Origin of the sequence: Streptomyces sp. NPDC057854 (assembly GCF_042797055.1) — a bacterium.
GTDB lineage: Bacteria > Actinomycetota > Actinomycetes > Streptomycetales > Streptomycetaceae > Streptomyces.
Genome location: NZ_JBHVMF010000010.1, coordinates 136816 through 157035, shown reverse-complemented (window position 1 = coordinate 157035; position 20220 = coordinate 136816). Strand labels below are relative to the sequence as shown.

At 73.3% G+C, this 20220-nt stretch carries 20 protein-coding genes; 7 read left to right on the top strand and 13 right to left on the bottom strand.

Annotated elements, in window-relative coordinates; translation table 11 throughout:
* Positions 1-6 precede the first annotated feature (6 nt).
* Genes hisF through hisD form a run of 8 tightly spaced genes read right to left on the bottom strand, consistent with a single transcriptional unit; the run spans position 7 to position 5741 of the window.
* Complete coding sequence (gene hisF, locus ACFVQZ_RS16895; protein ID WP_030492952.1) at positions 7-762, bottom strand: imidazole glycerol phosphate synthase subunit HisF; 756 nt, start codon at positions 760-762, stop codon at positions 7-9.
* Positions 759-1157 (bottom strand): RidA family protein, encoded by a 399-nt coding sequence (locus ACFVQZ_RS16890; protein WP_030492953.1) that lies wholly within the window; start codon positions 1155-1157, stop codon positions 759-761. The genes hisF and ACFVQZ_RS16890 overlap by 4 nt, the downstream gene beginning before the upstream one ends.
* On the bottom strand, positions 1154-1882 hold the full coding sequence (priA, locus tag ACFVQZ_RS16885; protein ID WP_030492954.1) for a bifunctional 1-(5-phosphoribosyl)-5-((5-phosphoribosylamino)methylideneamino)imidazole-4-carboxamide isomerase/phosphoribosylanthranilate isomerase PriA: 729 nt from the start codon (positions 1880-1882) through the stop codon (positions 1154-1156). The genes ACFVQZ_RS16890 and priA overlap by 4 nt, the downstream gene beginning before the upstream one ends.
* Complete coding sequence (gene hisH / locus ACFVQZ_RS16880) at positions 1879-2526, bottom strand: imidazole glycerol phosphate synthase subunit HisH (protein WP_030492955.1); 648 nt, start codon at positions 2524-2526, stop codon at positions 1879-1881. The genes priA and hisH overlap by 4 nt, the downstream gene beginning before the upstream one ends.
* The gene (locus ACFVQZ_RS16875) at positions 2523-2687 is read right to left on the bottom strand and encodes a hypothetical protein (RefSeq protein WP_030492956.1); all 165 of its coding nucleotides are present in this window, start codon (positions 2685-2687) and stop codon (positions 2523-2525) included. Before ACFVQZ_RS16875 ends, hisH begins: the two co-directional genes overlap by 4 nt.
* Before the next feature lie 2 nt (positions 2688-2689).
* Entirely contained in the window at positions 2690-3283 is a 594-nt protein-coding gene (gene hisB, locus ACFVQZ_RS16870) for an imidazoleglycerol-phosphate dehydratase HisB (RefSeq protein ID WP_030492957.1), read from the bottom strand.
* Complete coding sequence (locus ACFVQZ_RS16865; RefSeq protein ID WP_383623188.1) at positions 3280-4401, bottom strand: histidinol-phosphate transaminase; 1122 nt, start codon at positions 4399-4401, stop codon at positions 3280-3282. Before ACFVQZ_RS16865 ends, hisB begins: the two co-directional genes overlap by 4 nt.
* Positions 4398-5741, bottom strand: a complete 1344-nt coding sequence (gene hisD, locus ACFVQZ_RS16860; RefSeq protein WP_030492959.1) for a histidinol dehydrogenase — start codon at positions 5739-5741, stop codon at positions 4398-4400. Before hisD ends, ACFVQZ_RS16865 begins: the two co-directional genes overlap by 4 nt.
* 217 nt (positions 5742-5958) lie before the next feature.
* On the opposite strand from hisD, the gene ACFVQZ_RS16855 reads away from it, so the two are divergent.
* From ACFVQZ_RS16855 to ybaK, 4 genes are all read left to right on the top strand, one after another.
* On the top strand, positions 5959-7557 hold the full coding sequence (locus ACFVQZ_RS16855; protein WP_383623186.1) for an oxidoreductase: 1599 nt from the start codon (positions 5959-5961) through the stop codon (positions 7555-7557).
* A 196-nt stretch (positions 7558-7753) separates the two neighbouring features.
* Positions 7754-8815 (top strand): hypothetical protein, encoded by a 1062-nt coding sequence (locus tag ACFVQZ_RS16850; RefSeq protein WP_383623183.1) that lies wholly within the window; start codon positions 7754-7756, stop codon positions 8813-8815.
* 9 nt (positions 8816-8824) lie between these two features.
* Complete coding sequence (locus ACFVQZ_RS16845; protein WP_030492962.1) at positions 8825-9562, top strand: LON peptidase substrate-binding domain-containing protein; 738 nt, start codon at positions 8825-8827, stop codon at positions 9560-9562.
* A 28-nt stretch (positions 9563-9590) separates the two neighbouring features.
* On the top strand, positions 9591-10088 hold the full coding sequence (gene ybaK, locus ACFVQZ_RS16840) for a Cys-tRNA(Pro) deacylase (protein ID WP_030492963.1): 498 nt from the start codon (positions 9591-9593) through the stop codon (positions 10086-10088).
* A 15-nt stretch (positions 10089-10103) separates the two neighbouring features.
* On the opposite strand, the gene ACFVQZ_RS16835 is transcribed toward ybaK, so the two are convergent.
* The 4 genes from ACFVQZ_RS16835 to ACFVQZ_RS16820 all read right to left on the bottom strand — a co-directional run bounded on the left by ACFVQZ_RS16835 (position 10104) and on the right by ACFVQZ_RS16820 (position 13947).
* Positions 10104-10715, bottom strand: coding sequence for a hypothetical protein (locus ACFVQZ_RS16835; RefSeq protein ID WP_030492964.1), 612 nt, complete (start codon positions 10713-10715; stop codon positions 10104-10106).
* 34 nt (positions 10716-10749) lie between these two features.
* Positions 10750-11574: an ABC transporter permease gene (locus tag ACFVQZ_RS16830; RefSeq protein ID WP_383623178.1), complete on the bottom strand. Its 825-nt coding sequence runs from the start codon at positions 11572-11574 to the stop codon at positions 10750-10752.
* 88 nt (positions 11575-11662) lie between these two features.
* The gene (locus ACFVQZ_RS16825) at positions 11663-12646 is read right to left on the bottom strand and encodes an ABC transporter ATP-binding protein (protein ID WP_321192446.1); all 984 of its coding nucleotides are present in this window, start codon (positions 12644-12646) and stop codon (positions 11663-11665) included.
* A gap of 11 nt (positions 12647-12657) precedes the next feature.
* Positions 12658-13947, bottom strand: coding sequence for an NYN domain-containing protein (locus ACFVQZ_RS16820; protein ID WP_383623175.1), 1290 nt, complete (start codon positions 13945-13947; stop codon positions 12658-12660).
* 234 nt (positions 13948-14181) lie between these two features.
* Between ACFVQZ_RS16820 and ACFVQZ_RS16815 the strand changes: the two genes are divergently transcribed.
* The gene (locus ACFVQZ_RS16815; RefSeq protein WP_321192448.1) at positions 14182-14352 is read left to right on the top strand and encodes a hypothetical protein; all 171 of its coding nucleotides are present in this window, start codon (positions 14182-14184) and stop codon (positions 14350-14352) included.
* 72 nt (positions 14353-14424) lie between these two features.
* Here ACFVQZ_RS16815 and dnaE read toward each other — a convergent pair whose 3' ends face one another.
* On the bottom strand, positions 14425-17964 hold the full coding sequence (dnaE, locus tag ACFVQZ_RS16810) for a DNA polymerase III subunit alpha (RefSeq protein WP_383623171.1): 3540 nt from the start codon (positions 17962-17964) through the stop codon (positions 14425-14427).
* 160 nt (positions 17965-18124) lie between these two features.
* Between dnaE and ACFVQZ_RS16805 the strand changes: the two genes are divergently transcribed.
* Both ACFVQZ_RS16805 and ACFVQZ_RS16800 read left to right on the top strand, forming a co-directional pair.
* Positions 18125-19450, top strand: a complete 1326-nt coding sequence (locus tag ACFVQZ_RS16805) for a DUF2252 domain-containing protein (protein ID WP_030492969.1) — start codon at positions 18125-18127, stop codon at positions 19448-19450.
* A 60-nt stretch (positions 19451-19510) separates the two neighbouring features.
* Entirely contained in the window at positions 19511-20194 is a 684-nt protein-coding gene (locus tag ACFVQZ_RS16800) for a hypothetical protein (RefSeq protein ID WP_383623167.1), read from the top strand.
* Positions 20195-20220: the final 26 nt, after the last annotated feature.

Here is a 20220-nt window from a genome sequence, read left to right as displayed (position 1 = left end):
GAAGCCTCAGCGCACCTCGTGCCCCGCCTCCCGCAGCGCGTCCTTCACCTCGCCGATCCGCAGGTCGCCGAAGTGGAAGACCGACGCGGCGAGCACCGCGTCCGCGCCGGACGCGACCGCCGGGGCGAAGTCGGCGAGCTTGCCGGCGCCGCCCGAGGCGATGACCGGGACCGTCACGTGCTTGCGTACGGCCGCGATCATCTCGGTGTCGTAGCCGTCCTTCGTGCCGTCCGCGTCCATCGAGTTGAGCAGGATCTCCCCCGCGCCCAGCTCCGCGGCCCGGTGCGCCCACTCGACGGCGTCGATGCCGGTGCCCTTGCGGCCGCCGTGGGTGGTGACCTCGAAGGAGCCGCCGGCGGTGCGGCGGGCGTCGACCGACAGGACGAGGACCTGGCGGCCGAAGCGCTCCGCGATCTCCTGGATCAGCTCGGGGCGGGCGATCGCGGCGGTGTTGACGCCCACCTTGTCCGCGCCGGCCCGCAGCAGCCGGTCCACGTCGTCCGCCGAGCGGACGCCGCCGCCGACGGTGAGCGGGATGAAGACCTGCTCGGCGGTGCGGCGCACCACGTCGTAGGTGGTCTCGCGGTTGCCGGAGGAGGCGGTGATGTCGAGGAAGGTCAGCTCGTCGGCGCCCTCGGCGTCGTACAGCTTGGCCATCTCGACGGGGTCGCCGGCGTCCCGCAGGTTCTGGAAGTTGACGCCCTTGACGACCCGGCCGTTGTCCACGTCCAGGCAGGGGATCACGCGTACGGCGAGGCTCATGCCGCATCCCTCCGGTACGCCTCGACCTCGACCTCGACCACCAGGCGGGGGTCGACGAAGCCAGAGACGATGATCATCGACGCGGCCGGGCGGACCTTGTCGAACAGTTCCTTGTGGGCGCGGCCCACCTCGTCCACGTCCCGCGCGTGCGTGATGTACATGCGGGTGCGGACGACGTCCTCGGCGCCGAGGCCCAGCTGCTTCAGCGCATCGAGGGCGACGTTGAAGGAGTTGACGGTCTGCTCGTACGGGCCGCCGTCGGCGATCTGGCCGTCCACGACCGAGGTGCAGCCGGCGACGAGGACGGTGCCGTTGGGCAGCTCGACCGCGCGGGAGTAGCCGAACTGCTCCTCCCAGGGGGCGCCGGTGACGACCTTGCGCACGGAGTCGGTCATGCGGACGCCACCGCCTGAAGGGCCTCCTCCAGGGTGAACGCCTTGGCGTAGAGCGCCTTGCCGACGATCGCGCCCTCGACGCCCAGGGGGGTGAGGCCGGCGAGGGCCCGCAGGTCGTCCAGGGAGGAGACGCCGCCGGAGGCGACGACGGGCTTGTCGGTGGCCGCGCAGACGTTCTTCAGGAGCTCGGTGTTGGGGCCGGTGAGGGTGCCATCGCGGCCGATGTCGGTGACGACGTACCGGGCGCAGCCCTCGGAGTCGAGGCGGGCCAGCGTCTCGTACAGGTCGCCGCCCTCGCTGGTCCAGCCGCGGCCCTTGAGGGTGGTGCCGCGCACGTCGAGGCCGACGGCGATCTTGTCGCCGTGCTCGGCGATGACCTTGGCGACCCACTCGGGGGTCTCCAGGGCGGCGGTGCCGAGGTTGACGCGGGTGCAGCCGGTGGCGAGGGCCGCGGCAAGCGAGGCGTCGTCGCGGATGCCGCCGGACAGCTCCACCTTGATGTCCATGGCCTCGGTGATCTGCCGGACCAGCTCGCGGTTGTCGCCGGTGCCGAAGGCGGCGTCCAGGTCGACCAGGTGGAGCCACTCGGCGCCGGCGCGCTGCCAGGCCAGGGCGGCCTCCAGCGGGGAGCCGTAGGAGGTCTCGGAGCCGGACTCGCCGTGCACGAGCCGGACGGCCTGGCCGTCACGCACGTCGACGGCGGGGAGGAGTTCGAGAGTGCTCACAGGGTTCCGATCCAGTTGGTGAGGAGCTGGGCGCCGGCGTCGCCGGACTTCTCGGGGTGGAACTGGGTGGCCCACAGGGCCCCGTTCTCCACGGCGGCGACGAACGGCTCGCCGTGGGTGGCCCAGGTGACCTTCGGGGCGCGGATGTTGGGGTTGCCGACCTCCAGCGTCCAGTCGCGCACCGCGTAGGAGTGCACGAAGTAGAAGCGGGCGTCGGCGCCGAGGCCGGCGAAGAGCTCGGAGTCGGCGGGCGCGTCGACCGTGTTCCAGCCCATGTGGGGCACGACGGGCGCATTCAGCGGCTCGACCGTGCCGGGCCACTCGTCGAGGCCCTCGGTCTCGACGCCGTGCTCGATGCCGCGCTCGAAGAGGATCTGCATGCCGACGCAGATGCCCATGACGGGGCGGCCGCCGGAGAGCCGGCGGCCGACGATCCAGTCGCCGCGGGCCTCCTTGAGCCCCTGCATGCAGGCGGAGAAGGCACCGACGCCGGGGACGAGGAGTCCGTCGGCGTTCATCGCCTTCTCGTAGTCGCGGGTGATCTCGACGTCGGCGCCGACCCGGGCGAGCGCGCGCTCGGCGGAGCGCACGTTGCCGAAGCCGTAGTCGAAGACGACGACCTTCTTCGGGGTGTTCGCCGTCATGCCCACACGTCCAGTCGCAGCACGCCGGCGGCCAGGCACATGGCCGCGCCGATGGAGAGCAGCACGATGAGGCCCTTGGGCATCTGCTGCTTGACGAAGGAGTAGACGCCGCCGAGCAGGAAGAGCCCGACGACGATCAGGATGGTGGAGAGACCGGTCACGGTTACAGCGCGCCCTTCGTGGACGGGAGGATTCCGGCGGCGCGCGGGTCGCGCTCGGAGGCGTAGCGCAGGGCCCGGGCGAGCGCCTTGAACTGGCACTCGACGATGTGGTGGGCGTTGCGCCCGTAGGGCACGTGCACGTGGAGCGCGATCTGCGCCTGGGCCACGAAGGACTCCAGGATGTGGCGGGTCATGGTGGTGTCGTACGAGCCGATCATCGGTGCCATGTTCTCGGGCTCGGTGTGCACCAGGTAGGGGCGGCCGGAGAGGTCGACGGTGACCTGGGCGAGGGACTCGTCCAGCGGGACCGTGCAGTTGCCGAAGCGGTAGATGCCGACCTTGTCGCCGAGGGCCTGCTTGAAGGCGGCGCCCAGCGCGAGGGCGGTGTCCTCGATGGTGTGGTGGGAGTCGATGTGGAGGTCGCCGTCGGTCTTCACGGTGAGGTCGAACAGACCGTGCCGGCCGAGCTGGTCGAGCATGTGGTCGTAGAAGCCGACCCCGGTCGACACGTCGACCTTTCCGGTGCCGTCGAGGTCGATCTCGACGACGACGGAGGTCTCCTTGGTGGTGCGCTCCACGCGGCCTACGCGGCTCATGCGTTCTGCTCCTTCTTCAGCTCACGAACCGCGTCGAGGAACGCGTCGTTCTCTTCGGGGGTGCCGGCGGTGACCCGCAGCCACCCCGGTACGCCGTTGTCCCGGACCAGGACGCCCCGGTCGAGGATCTTGCGCCAGGCCTCGTGCGCGTCGGGGAAGTGCCCGAACTGGACGAAGTTGGCGTCGGACTCGGTGACCTCGTAGCCGGCGGCCCGCAGCTCGGCGACGAGGCGGTCGCGCTCGGCCTTGAGCTGCTCGACGTACCCGAGGAGGGTGTCGGTGTGCTCCAGGGCGGCGAGCGCGGTCGCCTGGGTGACGGCGGAGAGGTGGTACGGCAGGCGGACCAGCTGGACGGCGTCGACCACGGCCGGGTGGGCGGCGAGGTAGCCGAGCCGGAGCCCGGCGGCGCCGAACGCCTTGGACATGGTCCGGGAGACCACCAGGTGCGGCCGGCCCTCCAGGAGGGGCAGCAGCGAGTCGCGGTGGCTGAACTCCACGTACGCCTCGTCCACCACGACCAGCGAGGGCTTGGCGGCCTGGGCGGCGTCGTACAGCCGCACCACGACCTCGGCCTCGACGGCGGTGCCGGTGGGGTTGTTGGGCGAGGTGACGAAGACGACGTCGGGCGCGTGCTCCGCGATCGCCTTCTCGGCGGCCCCGACGTCGATGGTGAAGTCGTCGTTGCGCGGGCCGGAGATCCAGCCGGTGCCGGTGCCGCGGGCGATCAGGGAGTGCATCGAGTACGAGGGCTCGAAGCCGATCGCGGTGCGGCCGGGTCCGCCGAAGGTCTGCAGCAGCTGCTGGAGGACCTCGTTGGAGCCGTTGGCGGCCCACACGTTCTCCCGGGTCACCGGGTGCTTGCCGGTGCGGGTGAGGTAGCGGGCCAGCTCGGTGCGGAGCTCCACCGCGTCCCGGTCGGGGTAGCGGTTGAGGCCGCGGGCGGCCTCGGCGACCCGCTCCGCGATCCGGGCCACCAGGGGCTCGGGCAGCGGGTAGGGGTTCTCGTTGGTGTTCAGCTGGACGGGCACGTCGAGCTGGGGGGCGCCGTAGGGCGACTGGCCCTTCAGCTCCTCACGGATCGGCAGGTCGTCGATCCCGGTGGTGTCGTACGCGTTCACTTGCTCTCGGGCACCTTCCAGCCGAACCTTGCCTTGATCGCGGCGCCGTGGGCCGGGAGGTCCTCGGCCTCGGCGAGGGTGACCACGTGGTGGGCCACGTCGGCGAGCGCGTCGCGCGTGTAGTCCACGATGTGCACGCCGCGCAGGAAGGACTGCACGGAGAGGCCCGAGGAGTGGCAGGCGCAGCCGCCGGTGGGCAGGACGTGGTTGGAGCCGGCGCAGTAGTCGCCGAGGGAGACCGGCGCCCAGGGGCCGACGAAGACCGCGCCGGCGTTGCGGACCCGGTCGGCGCGGGCGGCGGCGTCGGCGGTCTGGATCTCCAGGTGCTCGGCGCCGTAGGCGTCGACGACGGTGAGGCCGTCCTCCAGGTCGGTGACGAGGACGATCGCGGACTGCTTTCCGGCCAGGGCCGGGGCGATCCGGTCCTCGACGTGCCGGGCGACGGCGACCTGGGCCTTCAGCTCGGCCTCGACGGCCTCGGCCAGCTCCGGGGAGTCGGTGACGAGGACGGACGCGGCCATCGGGTCGTGCTCGGCCTGGCTGATGAGGTCGGCGGCGACGTGCACGGGGTCGGCGGTGGAGTCCGCGAGGACCGCGATCTCGGTCGGGCCGGCCTCGGCGTCGATGCCGATGCGGCCCTTGAGGAGGCGCTTGGCGGCGGCGACGTAGATGTTGCCGGGGCCGGTGACCAGGTTGACGGGCTCGCAGCCGGGCTCGTCGGCGGTGGACGCGGTGCCGTACGCGAACATGGCGATGGCCTGGGCGCCGCCGGCCGCGTACACCTCGTCGACGCCGAGCAGGGCGCAGGCGGCGAGGATCGTCGGGTGCGGCAGGCCGCCGAAGTCCTTCTGCGGCGGGGAGGCGACGGCGATGCCCTCGACGCCGGCCTCCTGGGCCGGGACGACGTTCATCACGACGGAGGACGGGTAGACGGCGCGTCCGCCCGGCACGTACAGGCCGACGCGGTCGACGGGGATCCACTTCTCGGTGACCGTGCCGCCGGGCACGACCTGGGTGGTGTGGGTGGTGCGGCGCTGGTCGCGGTGGACCAGCCGGGCGCGCCGGATGGACTCCTCCAGGGCGGCGCGGACGGCCGGGTCGAGCTCGTCGAGGGCGCGCGCGAGCGCCTCGGCGGGGACGCGCAGGCGCTCCAGGCGGACGCCGTCGAATTTCTCCCCGTAGTCGATCACCGCGGCCGCGCCATGATGCCGTACGTCCTCGCAGATCGGCCGCACCTTCTCCAGGGCGGCTTCCACGTCGAACTCGGCACGGGGCAGCAGGTCGCGCAGGGCGGAACCCTCGGGGAGGGCCTCGCCGCGCAGATCGATTCGAGAGATCACGGGTCAATTCTCTCAGACGGCTCTCCGGCCCGGGCTTCCCGTATCACTGGCTGATACTCGGCTTGCCGCACGTCGATACGCGCCCCAGTGGCGTCTCCTCGCCACTCCTGACCGTTAGCGTTCAGCCCGTCACAGTCCGGGAAGAACGACTGTACGAACCCGCCCTCCCCGGGAAGCGGAGGGGCGGGAGCGTATCGGGGAGAGCGAGGGGGCGGCAGTGACCCAGCCGCACGAGGACGGGATGCCGGACGGTCTCACGGGCCCGGAGCGGGCCGTGTGGCAGGCGTTCCGGATCGGCAGGACCTGCGATCTGACGGAGGGGGTGCGGGAGCGGGACGACCCGTTCGGGGAGGCGGCCTGGGGGCCGGAGCGGAGCGTGCGCGCCGACGTGGTGGCGGCGCTGCTGCTCGACGGGCCGCCGGCCCGGTCGGGCCGGGTGGCGGCGCTGAAGCTGCGCGGGGTGCGGATCACCGGCGTGCTGGACCTGGCCGGCGGGACCATAGCGCCGTACGTGGAGCTGGCCGGCTGCCGCTTCGACGACGAGGTGGTGGTGCCCGAGGCGCGGTTCGGCACCCTGCGGATGGTCGGCTGCGCGCTGCCCCGGCTGGAGGCGGCCCGGCTGCACACCGAGGGCGATCTGCACCTGCCGCGCTGCCGGGTGCGGCGGGGCATCCGGCTGACGGACGCCCAGATCGGCACGGACCTGCTGATCAACCAGATCCGGGTGGGGCCGGACGGGCGCGGCCGGGCGATCACGGCGGACGGCATGGTGGTGGCGCAGGACCTCCAGGCCGAGCTGATCGAGACGCACGGCGAGTTCAGCCTGCGCGGGGCGAAGGTCGGCGTGTCGCTGAGCCTGCGGGGCAGCGTGCTCCGCTCGGACCAGGGCCGCCGCGCCCTGAACGCCCCGCAGCTGACCGTCGAGCGCACGCTGTACCTGAACGCGGCATGGGTGTACGAGGGGACGGCGGGCCCGTCCACGGCGACGCCGCCGTACGGGGTGGCGCCGGTCCGGGACGCCCGGCGCAAGCCGGCCGAGTTCCACGGCGGGGTCCGGCTGGACGACGGGCGGTTCGGCGACGCGGTGGACCTGAACCACGCCCGCTTCCTGCTCGACGGCGCCCGCCGCGACGAGCTGTCGCTGCGCCGGATCGTCACCCCGGAGCTGAGGTTCAACGGGGAGCGCCCGGAGGAGGGCCGGGTGGTGCTGAACGGCGCGAAGGTGGTGACGCTGATCGACCTGTCCACCAGCTGGCCGGGCCCCGGCGGCCTGGCGCTGAGCGGTTTCGTCTACGAGAACCTGGTGCCGTACGGGCACTTCCCGCTGGCCCGGCGGATCGAGTGGGTGGCGGCGGCGACCCCCGAGTACGCGCCGGAGCCGTACGAACGGCTGGCGACGGTGCTGCGCAACAGCGGGGAGGACGCGGACGCCCGCGAGGTGCTGCTGGCCAAGCAGCGGCGCAGACGCGAGACGCTGCCGCTCGCCGGGAAGCTGTGGGGGTACGTGCAGGACTGGACGGTGGCGTACGGCTACCGGCCGGGCCGGGCGGCGCTGTGGATGGCGGTGCTGTGGGCGGCGGGCACGCTGGCCTTCTCGCGGTACGACCCGGTGCCGATCAAGGAGGGCGAGGGTCCGGCGTGGAACGGCACGCTGTACGCGCTGGACCTGCTGCTTCCGGTGATCACGCTCGGCCAGGACGGCTACTGGCGGCTGGAGGGCGGCTGGCAGTGGGCGGCGGCGGTGCTGATCCTGCTCGGCTGGATCCTGGCGACGACGGTGGCGGCGGGCGCGACCCGGCTGCTGCGGCGCGGCTGACGGGGCGGACGGCGGCGGGGCTGACGGTGGTGGGGCGGCAGGACGGTCGGCGGGGCGAGGCGGGCAGGGGGCGGGGCAGCGGGCGGGGGCAGGAGGCAGGGGGCGTGACGGCTCGGAGGAGACCGGGTGAGATCCGGGTGAAGGGACGGCGGCACGGCACGCCCGGAGCGCCCCCCGGTGGGAAGATACGTCTGCCATGTCCTTCCTCCGCGCCGTCGTCGGCGCCACCCGTTCGGCCCGGCACGCCCCGCGTCTCGCCGCCGGGCTGACGCCGGACGACGACGTGCTGCTGGACGCCCCCGACGACCGGCTCGCGCCGGCCCTGGTGGCGGCGGCCGACGGCGATCCGGAGCCCGCGGCCAAGCTGCTCGCCACCACCCGGGACGCCGGCCACTGGGAGGACCGGGACCGTCATGTCGGGCGGCTCGCCGCCTTCGCCTACCACCGGGGCGAGTGGCTGGAGCGCTGGACGGCCGCCGCGCCCCAAGACGCCGACGCCCTGCTGGTGGCGGCCCAGCTCGCGGTCCGCCGGGCCTGGGAGTCGCCGGCCCGCGCCGAGCGGCTGCGCGAGCTGGACCCGCTGCTGCGCCCGCTCACCGAGGAGTCCGGGCGCGACCCGGTGCCGTGGCGGCTGGCGCTGGACCGGGCGCGCGGGGCGCACGCCGGGCACGCGGAGTTCGAGCGGCTGTGGGAGCAGGCCCTGCTGCGCTCCCCGCACCACTACGGCTGCCACGTCGCCGCGCTGAAGTACCTGTCGGCGCAGTGGTACGGCTCGCACCGGGCGGCCTTCGACTTCGCGGAGCAGGCCGCCGACGACGCGGCGCCCGGTTCGCTGGTGCGGGCGCTGCCGGTGCGCGCCGCCTACGAGGCGCTGCGCCCGCTGCCGGCGCCGGACGGTGCGGCGGGGGGCGGCCCGGTGCCGACCGGTGCGGCGGTGGACGCGGCGCGGATCGACCGGGCGGCGGACCGGGGAAGGGCGCTGTCGGCGGAGTTCGCGGCGGGCGACCCGTGGCCGGCCGAGGTGCGGAACCTGCTGGCGTACGTTCTGGTGGAGCGGGAGCGGTGGGCGGACGCGCTGGCCGAGTTCGGCCGTACGGGGCCGTACGCGACGTCCTTCCCGTGGGCGGTCGGCGGCCACGATCCGCTGCGGCGGTTCCTGGCCGCGCGGGACCGGGCGCGGGCCGGGGCGGCGCGGCGAGGCACGCTGTGGGGGCGCGCGGGCGGAATCCCCGGACGGAGCGGTCCGCGCGGCCATTAGGCTGGGCCGGTGACCACCGCTCGCCTGCCCCTCTTCCCGCTCAACGCGGTGTTGTTCCCGGGCCTCGTGCTGCCGCTCAACGTCTTCGAGGAGCGGTATCGCGCCATGATGCGCGCCCTGCTCGACATCGACGCCTCCGAGCCGCGGCGTTTCGCCGTGGTCGCGATCCGGGACGGGCACGAGGTCGCGCCGACCGCGCCCGGGATGCCGGACCCGACGGCACTGCCGGAGAAGGGACCCGCGGCGGGCTTCGGCCCCGATCCGCTGCGCAGCTTCCACCCGGTGGGGTGCGTCGCGGACGCGGCGAGCATCCGGCAGCGCGGGGACGGCTCGTACGAGGTGATGATCACCGGCACCACCCGGGTGCGGCTGCGTTCGGTGGACGCGAGCGGGCCGTTCCTGACGGCGGAGACCGAGGAGCTGCCGGAGGAGCCCGGCGAGGAGGCCGAGGCGCTGGCCGAAGGGGTGCTGCGGGCGTTCCGGGCGTACCAGAAGCGGCTGGCGGGCGCGCGGGAGCGGTCGCTGACGACCTCGGAGCTGCCCGACGACCCGTCGGTGGTGTCGTACCTGGTGGCGGCGGCGGCCATGGTGGACGTGCCGACGAAGCAGCGGCTCCTGGAGGCGCCGGACACGACCGTCCGGCTGCGCGAGGAGCTGGCGCTGCTGCGGGCGGAGACGGCGGTGCTGCGGCACCTTCCGTCGCTGCCGGCGGTGGAGCTGACCCAGGCGCCCACCCACCCGAACTGATCGGACCGAGAAGACCGCGGAGGTCCCGGTGGCGAAGAAGAAGCAGAAGAACGGCGGCGGCACCCCGGCGACGGTGGCGCTGGCCGCGGCCGGCACGGCGTACACCCTGCACGCGTACGAGCACGACCCGGCCGCCCCCTCGTACGGCGAGGAGGCGGCGGAGGCGCTGGGCGTGACGCCCGACCGGGTCTTCAAGACGCTGGTCGCGGACGTCGACGGGGAGCTGACGGTGGCGGTGGTGCCGGTCGCCGGGCAGCTGGACCTGAAGGCGCTGGCGTCGGCGGTCGGCGGCAAGCGGGCCGTGATGGCGGACCCGGCGGCGGCCGAGCGGACCACCGGCTACGTGCGGGGCGGGATCTCCCCGCTGGGGCAGCGCAAGCGGCTGCGGACGGTGCTCGACGCGTCGGCGGCGGAGCACGGCACGATCTGCGTCTCGGCCGGCCGGCGGGGGCTGGAGGTCGAGCTCTCCCCCGCCGACCTGGCCGCGCTCACCTCGGCGGTGCTGGCTCCGATCGGCCGCGGCTGACCGGTCTCCGGGCGGTCAGCGCCGGTACGGGTCGCCGGGGGCGGGCTCCGGGTCGCGGGGGCCGAAGACCCCGGTCAGCAGCAGGTGGACGATCATGGCGGCGAGCGGCCAGGCCAGCATCGCCGCGGCCCCCATCTGGAGCTTCAGCGGGGCGTCGAAGACGACCTCCGGGCCGACGGCCTTGGCGTGGGCGACCACGTCGGCGGTCGGCCCCAGCTTCGTGCCCAGCCACCAGGCGAGCAGCGAGCCGAGGAGGCCGCCGGCGGCGAGTCCCAGGACCAGCGGGACGCCGCCCTCGCGGCGGGCGAGGAAGACGACGAGTCCGGCGACCGCGCCGAAGGCGAGCGCGAGGAGGACGAAGGTGCCGTCGGCGCCGATCGCGGCCTCTCCCTCGGAGTTCCGCAGATAGACGCCCTTGCCGTCGGAGATCAGCAGGACCGACGGCGCGAGCCACAGCCAGAGCACTCCGAGCACGGCGCCGGCGACCGCCGAGGCGGCCGTCACCACGAGGCCCTGGACGACCTCGGCCCGGGTGATCGGATCGCCGGCCGGGCCCTGGTGGGGCGGGGGCGGCGGCCAGGCGGGGTCGTTCGGCGGCTGCTGCGGAGGCGTCAGGGGTGCGGTCACCCCGCCATCGTGCCAGGTGTGTCCGTGGCCCGCCTCAGCGGACCGCGGCCCTGCGGTAGGCCCAGGTGGCGACGGCCAGCGACAGGACGCCGACGGCGCCGCAGACGGACAGGTCGACGGCGACGGCCGCCCAGTCGGGGCTCGGGTCGAAGGCCCGGGCCAGCGCCTCGACCCCGTACGTCGACGGCAGCAGGTCGCGGGCCCAGCCGATCGGCGCCGGCATCCGCTCGGCCGGCAGCACGCCGAGCAGCAGCGCGGCGGACATGCCGAGCTGGCCGAGGAGGGTGGCGAGTTCCTGGCGGGGGGCGAGCAGGCCGAGGGCGGCGCCGAGCCCGGCGAGGGCGGCGCCGGAGAGCGGCACGACGGCGGCGAGCAGCCACAGGTGGCCCAGCGGCAGACCGAAGAGGACGGCCCCGCTGACGGCGGTGACGAGCGTGCCGGGGACGGTGAAGGAGGCGTACGCGCCGGCGGCGCCGAGGACCACGGCGGCGGGCGGCACGGGCAGCGTGGCGTAGTGGTCGAGACCGCCGGAGGCACGGAGCTGGCCGAAGTACTGGGCCAGCAGGTTGAGGGCGACGAAGGCGACGACCAGGACGGTGGAGCCGGCCACCACGGCGCGGGCCTCGGAGCCGCCGTCGACCACCCCGCGCATCAGGACCATGATCCCGATGGACTGGAAGGTGGCGACGAAGAGCAGCGGGATGCGGGCGACCCGGGCGCGGCTGAGCTGCGCCCGGTAGACGGCGGCGAGGGAGGGCAGCAGCCGGGCGGACGGGGCGAGGGGCGCGGCCTCCTCGGCGTCCCGGGCCGGGGCGGCCGGCACGCCGGCCGTCAGGGCCTCGGCGGGCAGGGTGCTCAACGCGGACAGCTCCTGGGGGTGACGTGCGGTGCGTGGGGGGTCACGCCGGAGACGGGACGGGCGGCGGGGGCGGAAGGGGCGGCCGGGGTCACGCCTTCACCAGTCCCTCGCGGGCGGCGCCGCCGAGGGCGAGGTAGACGTCCTCCAGGCTGGGCGTGGCGAGGGTGAAGTCGTCCAGGGCGGCGAAGGCGGCGCCGCCGGTGACCGCGGCGACGGCCGCGCGGGCCTCGTCGGGGGCGAGGCGGAGGACCCAGCGGCGGCCGGTCTCCTGGGCGCGGTCGCGCAGGGCGGCGACCTCGGGGAGGCCGAGCGGGGCGGACTCGCGCCACAGCAGTTCGACGCGGACCTCGCCGGCGACGCGTTCCTTGAGTCCGGCGGGGGTGTCGCAGGCGATCACCCGGCCGCGGTCCAGGACGGCGACCCGGTCGAGGACGGTCTCGGCCTCGATGACGTTGTGGGTGACGAGGAGGACGGTGGTGCCGTGCTCGGCGCGGCGCCGGTCGACGGCCGCCCAGACGGCGCGGCGGGCGACCGGGTCCATGCCGGTGGTCGGTTCGTCGAGGACGAGGACGGGCCGGTGGCCGACGAGGGCGGTGGCGAAGCAGGCGAGCCGCCGCTGGCCGCCGGAGAGCTTCTTGAGGGGCCGGCCGGCCAGTCCGTCGAGGCCGAGCTCGCCGAGGACGGCGTCCCGTTCGGCGCGGGCCCCGGCGGCGGTGAGGCCGCGGAGCCGGCCGGTGGTCTCGGCGGCGAGGGCGACGGTCAGCTCGTCGAGGGCGGTGGACTCCTGGCCGAGGTAGGCGAGGAGGCGGGCCGCGCGCTCGGGGTGGCGGACCAGGTCGTGGCCGAGGAGCGTGACGGAGCCGGAGTCGGGGCGCATCAGTCCGGTCAGCTGGCGGACCAGGGTGGACTTGCCGGCGCCGTTGGGGCCGAGCAGGCCGAAGATCTCGCCGCCGCGCACGTCGAGGCTGATCCCGTCGGTGGCCCGCACCTCGGGGGTCGCGGGCGTTCCGCGTCCACCGCGCGTGGCGGGGTACGTCTTGACCAGATCCCGCACCGCGCACACCGTACTCACGGGGGAAGAGCCTACGGGGTCGCCGGTCCGGGTCCGGGCGCGGGGGCGGGTTCGGCGGCGGCGCGGACGTCGATCTCGCGCCAGAAGCCGGCGCGGATGGCGTACCGGTCGTGCTCGTCGATCTGGTCGTCCTTGTGCGCGAGGAGGCCGAACCGGGCCGCGTACCGGAGGAGTTCTCCGTCGATGCGGTGCGGGATGCGGGGGTAGAGGACGGAGAGCCGCTGGACGTGGCTCTGGTCGGAGAGCCGCTCCAGCCACCGGCGGGCGAAGACCTGCCCGACCTCGAAGGGGTCGCCGCCGACGGTGGTGATGTCCTCCTCGCGGTCGGCCCAGCGCTGCTCGGCGCTGGTGAGGGCGGCGAGGGTGGGCAGCGAGGCGGTCTCGGGCGGCTCGCCGAGGGCGGTCGGCGGCCGGTCGACCCAGCCCCGGTCGGAGGACCAGCGCAGGGCGCTGGCCGCCTGGGGCGGGGCGGGGTGCGGGGCGGGCGACGGGGCGGCGGGGCGCAGTCCGGCGAGGTCCTTGGGGGTGGGGACGTGCTTGCCGGTGGGGGCCGGGACGGCGGCGGGTCCGTGGCCGTCGGCGGTGGCGGCGGGGGCGCCGTCGGCGGCGGTGCGGCGCTCGCGCGCGGCGGCGGCCTCCGCGGCGCGCTCGGCGGAGGCGAGGGCGGCCTCGGGGAGCGGGGCGGAGAGGATGGCGGCGATCTCGGGGCGGGGGACGGGCGGCGGGGCGCAGACCCCGGTGAGGTCCTTGGCGCGGACGGCCCGGGTGATCCAGACCCGGTCGAGGACGCGCCGCTCGTCGGCCTCGGCGACCAGGTCCTCGGACTGGTTGTAGTCGCCGTCGGCGGCCTGGACGGCCCAGAGGTGGACGGCGACGCCGTGCTCCTTGGCGGACATCAGGCCGGGGAGCAGGTCGCCGTCGCCGGTGACGAGGACGATGTCGGAGCAGGCGCGGTTGCGGGCCAGCTCGGTGAGCTCGGTGTGCATGGCCGCGTCGACGCCCTTCTGCGCCCAGCGGCCGTCGCTGCGGGTCAGGGCGCCGAGCCGGACGGTGACCCGGGGCATCACCCGCAGCCGGCGGTGCTCGGGCTGCGGCACCCGGTCGGGGGCGCCGTCGAACCAGTAGATCCGCAGCAACGGGAGGCCGGTCTCGATCTCGGCCCGTTCACGGAGCTGCTGGATGAGCCCGGCGTGGTCCACGCTGATGCGGGATCGCGCCGAGTCCCCGGCGAGCAGGCTGGCGGCGGCTCCCAGCAGATAGCCGGCGTCCACCAGGACGACGCATCGGTCCACGTGCTCCACCTCTTTCGGATCTCGGCCGGACTCGGGATCTCAGGTGTTCCGGGTTCCTTCGAGTCTGCCCGACGGCCCGGGGGTTGACGGCCGGAACTGGATCATCGGCGTGGCGGGGCGCGCGGCGGCGCCCGCGCGGGGCGCCCTCACGCATCGTAATGATCCAACATGCGGCGGTTTCTCCCGTGTGTGAGTCTGACAGCGGCCCTGGCCCCTAGATCCCTTCGAGGAGGCATCATCCCCATGGCCAAGAACCGCAACCAGAACCGTCAGAAGCAGCAGTCGCCGGCCGAGCGCGGCACCCAGCAGGCGCAGCAGTCGTCGATGGAGTCCCAGGCCGAGAACCGCGCCTCCCAGGTCACCCCGGGTGACATGGCGCGGAAGGGCCGTCAGAAGCGCTTCGGCCACAACTGACGCCCGGCCGACGGCAAAGGGGCGCGCCCGTGACGACGGGCGCGCCCCTTGCGCGTGCGGTACGGGACCGGGCTATCCGGCCAGGCAGGACGGGCCGAGCAGCACCTTGAGGTCGCCGAAGAGGGCGGGGTCGGGCTGGACCCGGTGCCGGTCGAGCCGGAGGACGGTGGTGGAGCGGGGGCCCTGGAGCTTGATCCGCACCTCGGTGTTGCCCTTGTGGTGGCGGAGGATCTCGTCCAGCCGGCTCACCATCGGCGGGGTGACCTTGAGGGCGGGGATGGTGAGGACGACGGGGGCGTTGGTGCCGGCGGTGGAGAGGTCGGGGACCATCAGCTCCATGGCGACGAGCCGGGGGACGTCCTCGCGCTTGTCGAGCCGGCCCTTGACGAAGACGACGGCGTCCTCGACGAGCTGGGTGGAGACCAGCTGGTAGGTGGCGGGGAAGAACATGCACTCGATGGAGCCGGCCAGGTCCTCGACGGTGGCGATGGCCCAGGCGTTGCCCTGCTTGGTCATCTTCCGCTGGAGGCCGGAGATGATGCCGCCGATGGTGACGACCGCGCCGTCGGCGTGCTCGCCGCCGGTGAGCTGGGAGATGCCGGCGTCGGTCTTGTCGGAGAGGACGTGCTCCAGGCCGAAGAGCGGGTGGTCGGAGACGTACAGGCCGAGCATCTCGCGCTCCTGCGCGAGCAGGTAGGTTTTGTCCCACTCGTCCTCGGTGAAGGTGACGTCGAGGCCGAAGCCGGGCTCGCTGCTCTCCTCCTCGCCCATGCCGCCGAAGAGGTCGAACTGGCCCTCGGCCTCCTTGCGCTTGACCGCCACCACGTTGTCGATCATGGGCTCGTGCTGGGCGACGAGGCCCTTGCGGGTGTGGCCCATGGTGTCGAAGGCGCCGGCCTTGATCAGCGACTCGATGGTGCGCTTGTTGCAGACCACGGCCTCGACCTTGTCGAGGAAGTCGGGGAAGGAGGAGTACTTCCCCTTGGCCTTGCGGGTCTTGATGATCGACTCGACGACGTTGGCGCCGACGTTCCGGACGGCGGTGAGGCCGAAGAGGATGACGTCGTCGCCCTGAGCGGCGAAGTTCGACTCCGACTCGTTCACGTTCGGCGGGAGCACCTTGATGCCCATGCGGCGGCACTCGTTGAGGTAGACGGCGGACTTGTCCTTGTCGTCCTTGACCGAGGTGAGCAGGCCCGCCATGTACTCGGCGGGGTAGTTCGCCTTGAGGTAGGCGGTCCAGTAGGACACCAGGCCGTACGCGGCGGAGTGCGCCTTGTTGAAGGCGTAGCCGGCGAAGGGGACCAGCACGTCCCAGAGGGCCTGGATGGCCTCGTCGCTGTAGCCGTTCTTCTTGGCGCCGGCCTGGAAGATGGTGAAGTTCTTCGCCAGCTCGTCGGGCTTCTTCTTGCCCATGACGCGGCGGAGGATGTCGGCCTCGCCGAGCGAGTAGCCGGCGATGATCTGGGCGGCCTTCTGCACCTGCTCCTGGTAGACGATCAGGCCGTAGGTGACGTCCAGGACCTCCTTGAGCGGCTCCTCCAGCTCGGGGTGGATCGGGGTGATCTCCTGCTGGCCGTTCTTGCGGAGGGCGTAGTTGGTGTGCGAGTTCATGCCCATCGGGCCCGGGCGGTAGAGCGCGGACACGGCGGAGATGTCTTCGAAGTTGTCGGGCTTCATCAGCCGCAGCAGCGACCGCATGGGGCCGCCGTCGAACTGGAAGACGCCGAGGGTGTCGCCGCGCTGGAGCAGCTCGAAGGTCTTGGGGTCGTCGAGCGGCAGGGCCAGGAGGTCGAGGTCGATCCCCTTGTTGGCCTTCACCATCTTGACGGCGTCGTCCATGATCGTGAGGTTGCGCAGGCCGAGGAAGTCCATCTTCAGCAGGCCGAGCGACTCGCACTGCGGGTAGTCCCACTGCGTGATGGTGACGCCGTCGGTGTGCCGCACCCAGATCGGGGCGTGGTCGACGATCGGCTCGCTGGACATGATGACGCCGGCGGCGTGCACGCCCATCTGGCGGACCAGGCCCTCGACGCCCTTGGCGGTGTCGATGACCTTCTTCACGTCGGGCTCGTTCTCGTACATCGCCCGGATCTCGCCCGCCTCGCTGTAGCGCGGGTGGGAGGGGTTGGTGATGCCGTCGAGGTCGATGCCCTTGCCGAGGACGTCGGCGGGCATGGCCTTGGTGAGCCGGTCGCCCATGGCGTACGGGTAGCCGAGGACGCGCGCGGAGTCCTTGATGGCGTTCTTGGCCTTGATCTTGCCGTAGGTGCCGATCATGGCGACCTTGTCGGCGCCGTACTTCTCGGTCACGTACCGGATCACCTCGACGCGCCGGCGCTCGTCGAAGTCGATGTCGACGTCGGGCATCGAGATGCGCTCGGGGTTGAGGAAGCGCTCGAAGATCAGGCCGTGCGGGATCGGGTCGAGGTCGGTGATGCCCATGGCGTACGCGACGATCGAGCCGGCCGCGGAGCCTCGGCCGGGGCCCACGGCGATGCCCTGCTTCTTCGCCCACATGATGAAGTCGGCGACGACGAGGAAGTAGCCGGGGAAGCCCATCGAGATGATGGTGTCCATCTCGTACTCGACCTGCTTGAGGCGGTCCTCCGGGATGCCGTTCGGGAACCGGCGGTGCATGCCGCGCATGGTCTCCTCGCGGAACCAGCTGACCTCGGTGTAGCCCTCCGGGATGTCGAACTTCGGCATGAGGTTCTTGGCCTCGAACATGCCGGTGGTGTCGATCTGCTCGGCGACCAGGAGCGTGTTGGCGCAGCCCTCCTGCCAGGCGTCCGAGGAGTCGATGGCGTACATCTCCTCGGTGGACTTCAGGTAGTAGCCGGTGCCGTCGAACTTGAAGCGGTCCGGGTCGGAGAGGTTCTTGCCGGTCTGGATGCAGAGCAGGGCGTCGTGGGCGGTGGCCTCGTGCGCGTAGGTGTAGTGCGAGTCGTTGGTGACCAGCGGCGGGATGCCGAGCTTCTTGCCGATCTCCAGGAGGCCGTCGCGGACCCGGCGCTCGATCTCGATGCCGTGGTCCATCAGCTCCAGGAAGTAGCGGTCCTTGCCGAAGATGTCCTGGTACTCGGAGGCCGACTTCAGGGCCTCGTCGAACTGGCCGAGGCGCAGCCGGGTCTGGAGCTCGCCGGAGGGGCAGCCGGTGGAGGCGATCAGGCCCTCGGACCACTGGGAGATGGTCTCCTTGTCCATCCGGGGCCACTTCTGGAGCCAGCCCTCGGCGTAGGCGTCGGAGGAGAGCTTGAAGAGGTTGTGCAGGCCGGTGGCGTTCGCCGCCCAGATGGTCTTGTGGGTGTAGCCGCCGGAGCCGGAGACGTCGTCCCGCTTCTGGTGCGGCTGGCCCCAGAGGATCTTGCGCTTGTTCCGCCGGGACTCGGGGGCGACGTACGCCTCGATGCCGATGATCGGCGTCACGCCCGCCTTCTTGGCGCTGTGGAAGAAGTCGTACGCGCCGTGCAGGTTGCCGTGGTCGGACATGGCGATGTGCGTCATGCCCATCTCGTTGCACGCGTTGAACATGTCCTTCAGCCGCGCGGCACCGTCCAGCAGGGAGTACTGGGTGTGGACGTGGAGGTGCGTGAAGGGCGGCTTGGTCACGGGGGGTGCCTCCGGCGACGGACTTCTGGGGGGACAGCGTCGAAGTCTACGTCGCACGAGTGACAGGAGGCGGGCACCGGCGGCTAAGGTCACGCGTTGGGCGGGGTGGAACACCTGTCCGCATTTGTCATGACCAGTCTTACCGCCAGGAGGCGCCCCGATGCCGGTCCCCCAGCCCGCCGCCGCCGAGCGCGGCGAGCAGATCCTCGCCGTCTTCGACACCGCCTTCGGCGCGCTGCTCGCGGCCGACCCGGCGGCCTTCAAGGTCAAGTTCCGGAAGATGGCCGGCTCCGCCTTCGCGTTCTACCGGGGCACCGCCTGCCTCTTCTACCAGGACCTGGAGCGGGAGGCCCGCGGCGGCCCGTTCCTGGACGAGCGGACCGGCCGGGTCTGGATCCACGGCGATCTCCACGCGGAGAACTTCGGCACGTACATGGACGCCAACGGGCGCCTGGTCTTCAACGTGAACGACTTCGACGAGGCGTACGTCGGCCCCTTCACCTGGGACCTCAAGCGGCTCGCCGCCTCGCTGGCCCTGATCGGCTACGCGAAGGCGCTCAGCGACGAGCAGATCACCCTGCTGGTCCGCGTCTGCGCGGCGGCCTACCGGGAGCGGATCCACGCCCTGGCCACCGGCGCCAAGGCCGACGAGGTGCCCGGCTTCACCCTGGAGACCGCCGACGGCGCCCTCCTCGGGGCGCTGCGCGCGGCCCGCGCGAGGACCCGCTTCGGGCTGCTGGACTCGATGACCGAGATCCGGGAGTACGAGCGCCGCTTCGCGACCGGCGGCGGCGCGCTCGCGCTGGACGCGGCGACCCGCCGCCGGGTGCTGGCGGCGTTCGACGGCTATCTGGAGACCCTGCCGGAGGCCAGCCTGGTCCGCCCGGACTCGTACCGGGTGAAGGACGTCGTCGGCCGGCGCGGGATCGGCATCGGCTCGGCCGGCCTCCCCTCGTACAACATCCTGCTGGAGGGGCACAGCGACGCCCTGGAGAACGACGTCGTGATCTACCTGAAGCAGGCGCAGACCCCGGCGGTCTCGCGCCATGTGACGGACCCGGCGGTGCGGGGCTACTTCCGGCACGAGGGGCACCGCACGGTGATCTCGCAGCGGGCGCTCCAGGCGCACGCCGACCCGTGGCTGGGGTGGACGGAGCTGGACGGCGCCGGGCAGCTGGTCGCCGAGGTGTCGCCGTACGCGGTGGACCTGGACTGGTCGGACATCGACGATCCGGACGAGATCGCGGCGACCGTGGCCGACCTGGGCCGGGCGACGGCGACCATGCACGCGGCGGCGGACGAGTCCAGCGGCCACTCGCTGGTGCCGTTCTCCACCGAGCGGGCCATCGACGCCGCGATCGCCGCCGACGAGGAGGGCTTCCCGGAGCTCCTGGTGGACTTCGCCCACGCGTACGGGGCGCGGGCGCGGGCCGACCACCAGATCTTCGTGGACCTCTTCCGCAACGGCCGGATCAGGGGCTTCTGACCGGTCGCACAGCTTCTCCTTAGGGACCCCTTACGACCCGCCGTGGCAGACTCGTCGGCGATGGACATGGCAGGGACGCGGCTGAGGGCGCTGCGGGCGGCGGTCTTCACGGCACTGGTCGTGACGCTGTCCGTGGCCTCGCACGTGCTGCTCTCGCGCGTGCCGCTGCCGCTGGGCACGGTCCTGCCGGTCGCCGCCGGCGTGTTCGCCGTGGCGTACGCGCTGGCCGGCCGGGAGCGCGGCTTCGGCCCCATCGCGGGGCTGCTGGTCCCGCTGGAGCTGGCCGCCGACACGCTCTTCACCTCCGGCCAGGCGGTCTGCTACGGGCCCGCCGGCGGGCCGGTCGCCGGGGCGCTGCGCTCCTTCGGCGTCGAGGTGCTGTGCGGCGGGGCCGTCGGCGCGCCGCTGCCCGGTGTGGTCGCGCCCGAGGGCGGGGCCGCCGCGGTGCTCTCCTCCCCCGATCCGGCGCTGCCGTGGCTGCTGCTCGGCGCCCATGTGCTGGTCGGCCTGTCGGCGGCCGGGTGGCTGCGTGGCGGGGAGCGGGCGCTGGCCCGGCTGCTCGGCGCGGTGGCCGCCTGCGCGTTCCGGCCGCTGGAGCTCCTCGCGGCCCTGGCCGGCGCGGACCGTCCGGCCGTACCGGGTCCGGCGCGCCCGCGGCCCCGGCCGCGTCCGTCCCGGACCCGGCTGCTCGTGCACTCCGTGGGGCGGCGGGGGCCGCCGCGGGGATCGCTCGCTCTCGTCTGAGCGCCCGATCCCCCTTCGTCCCCCTT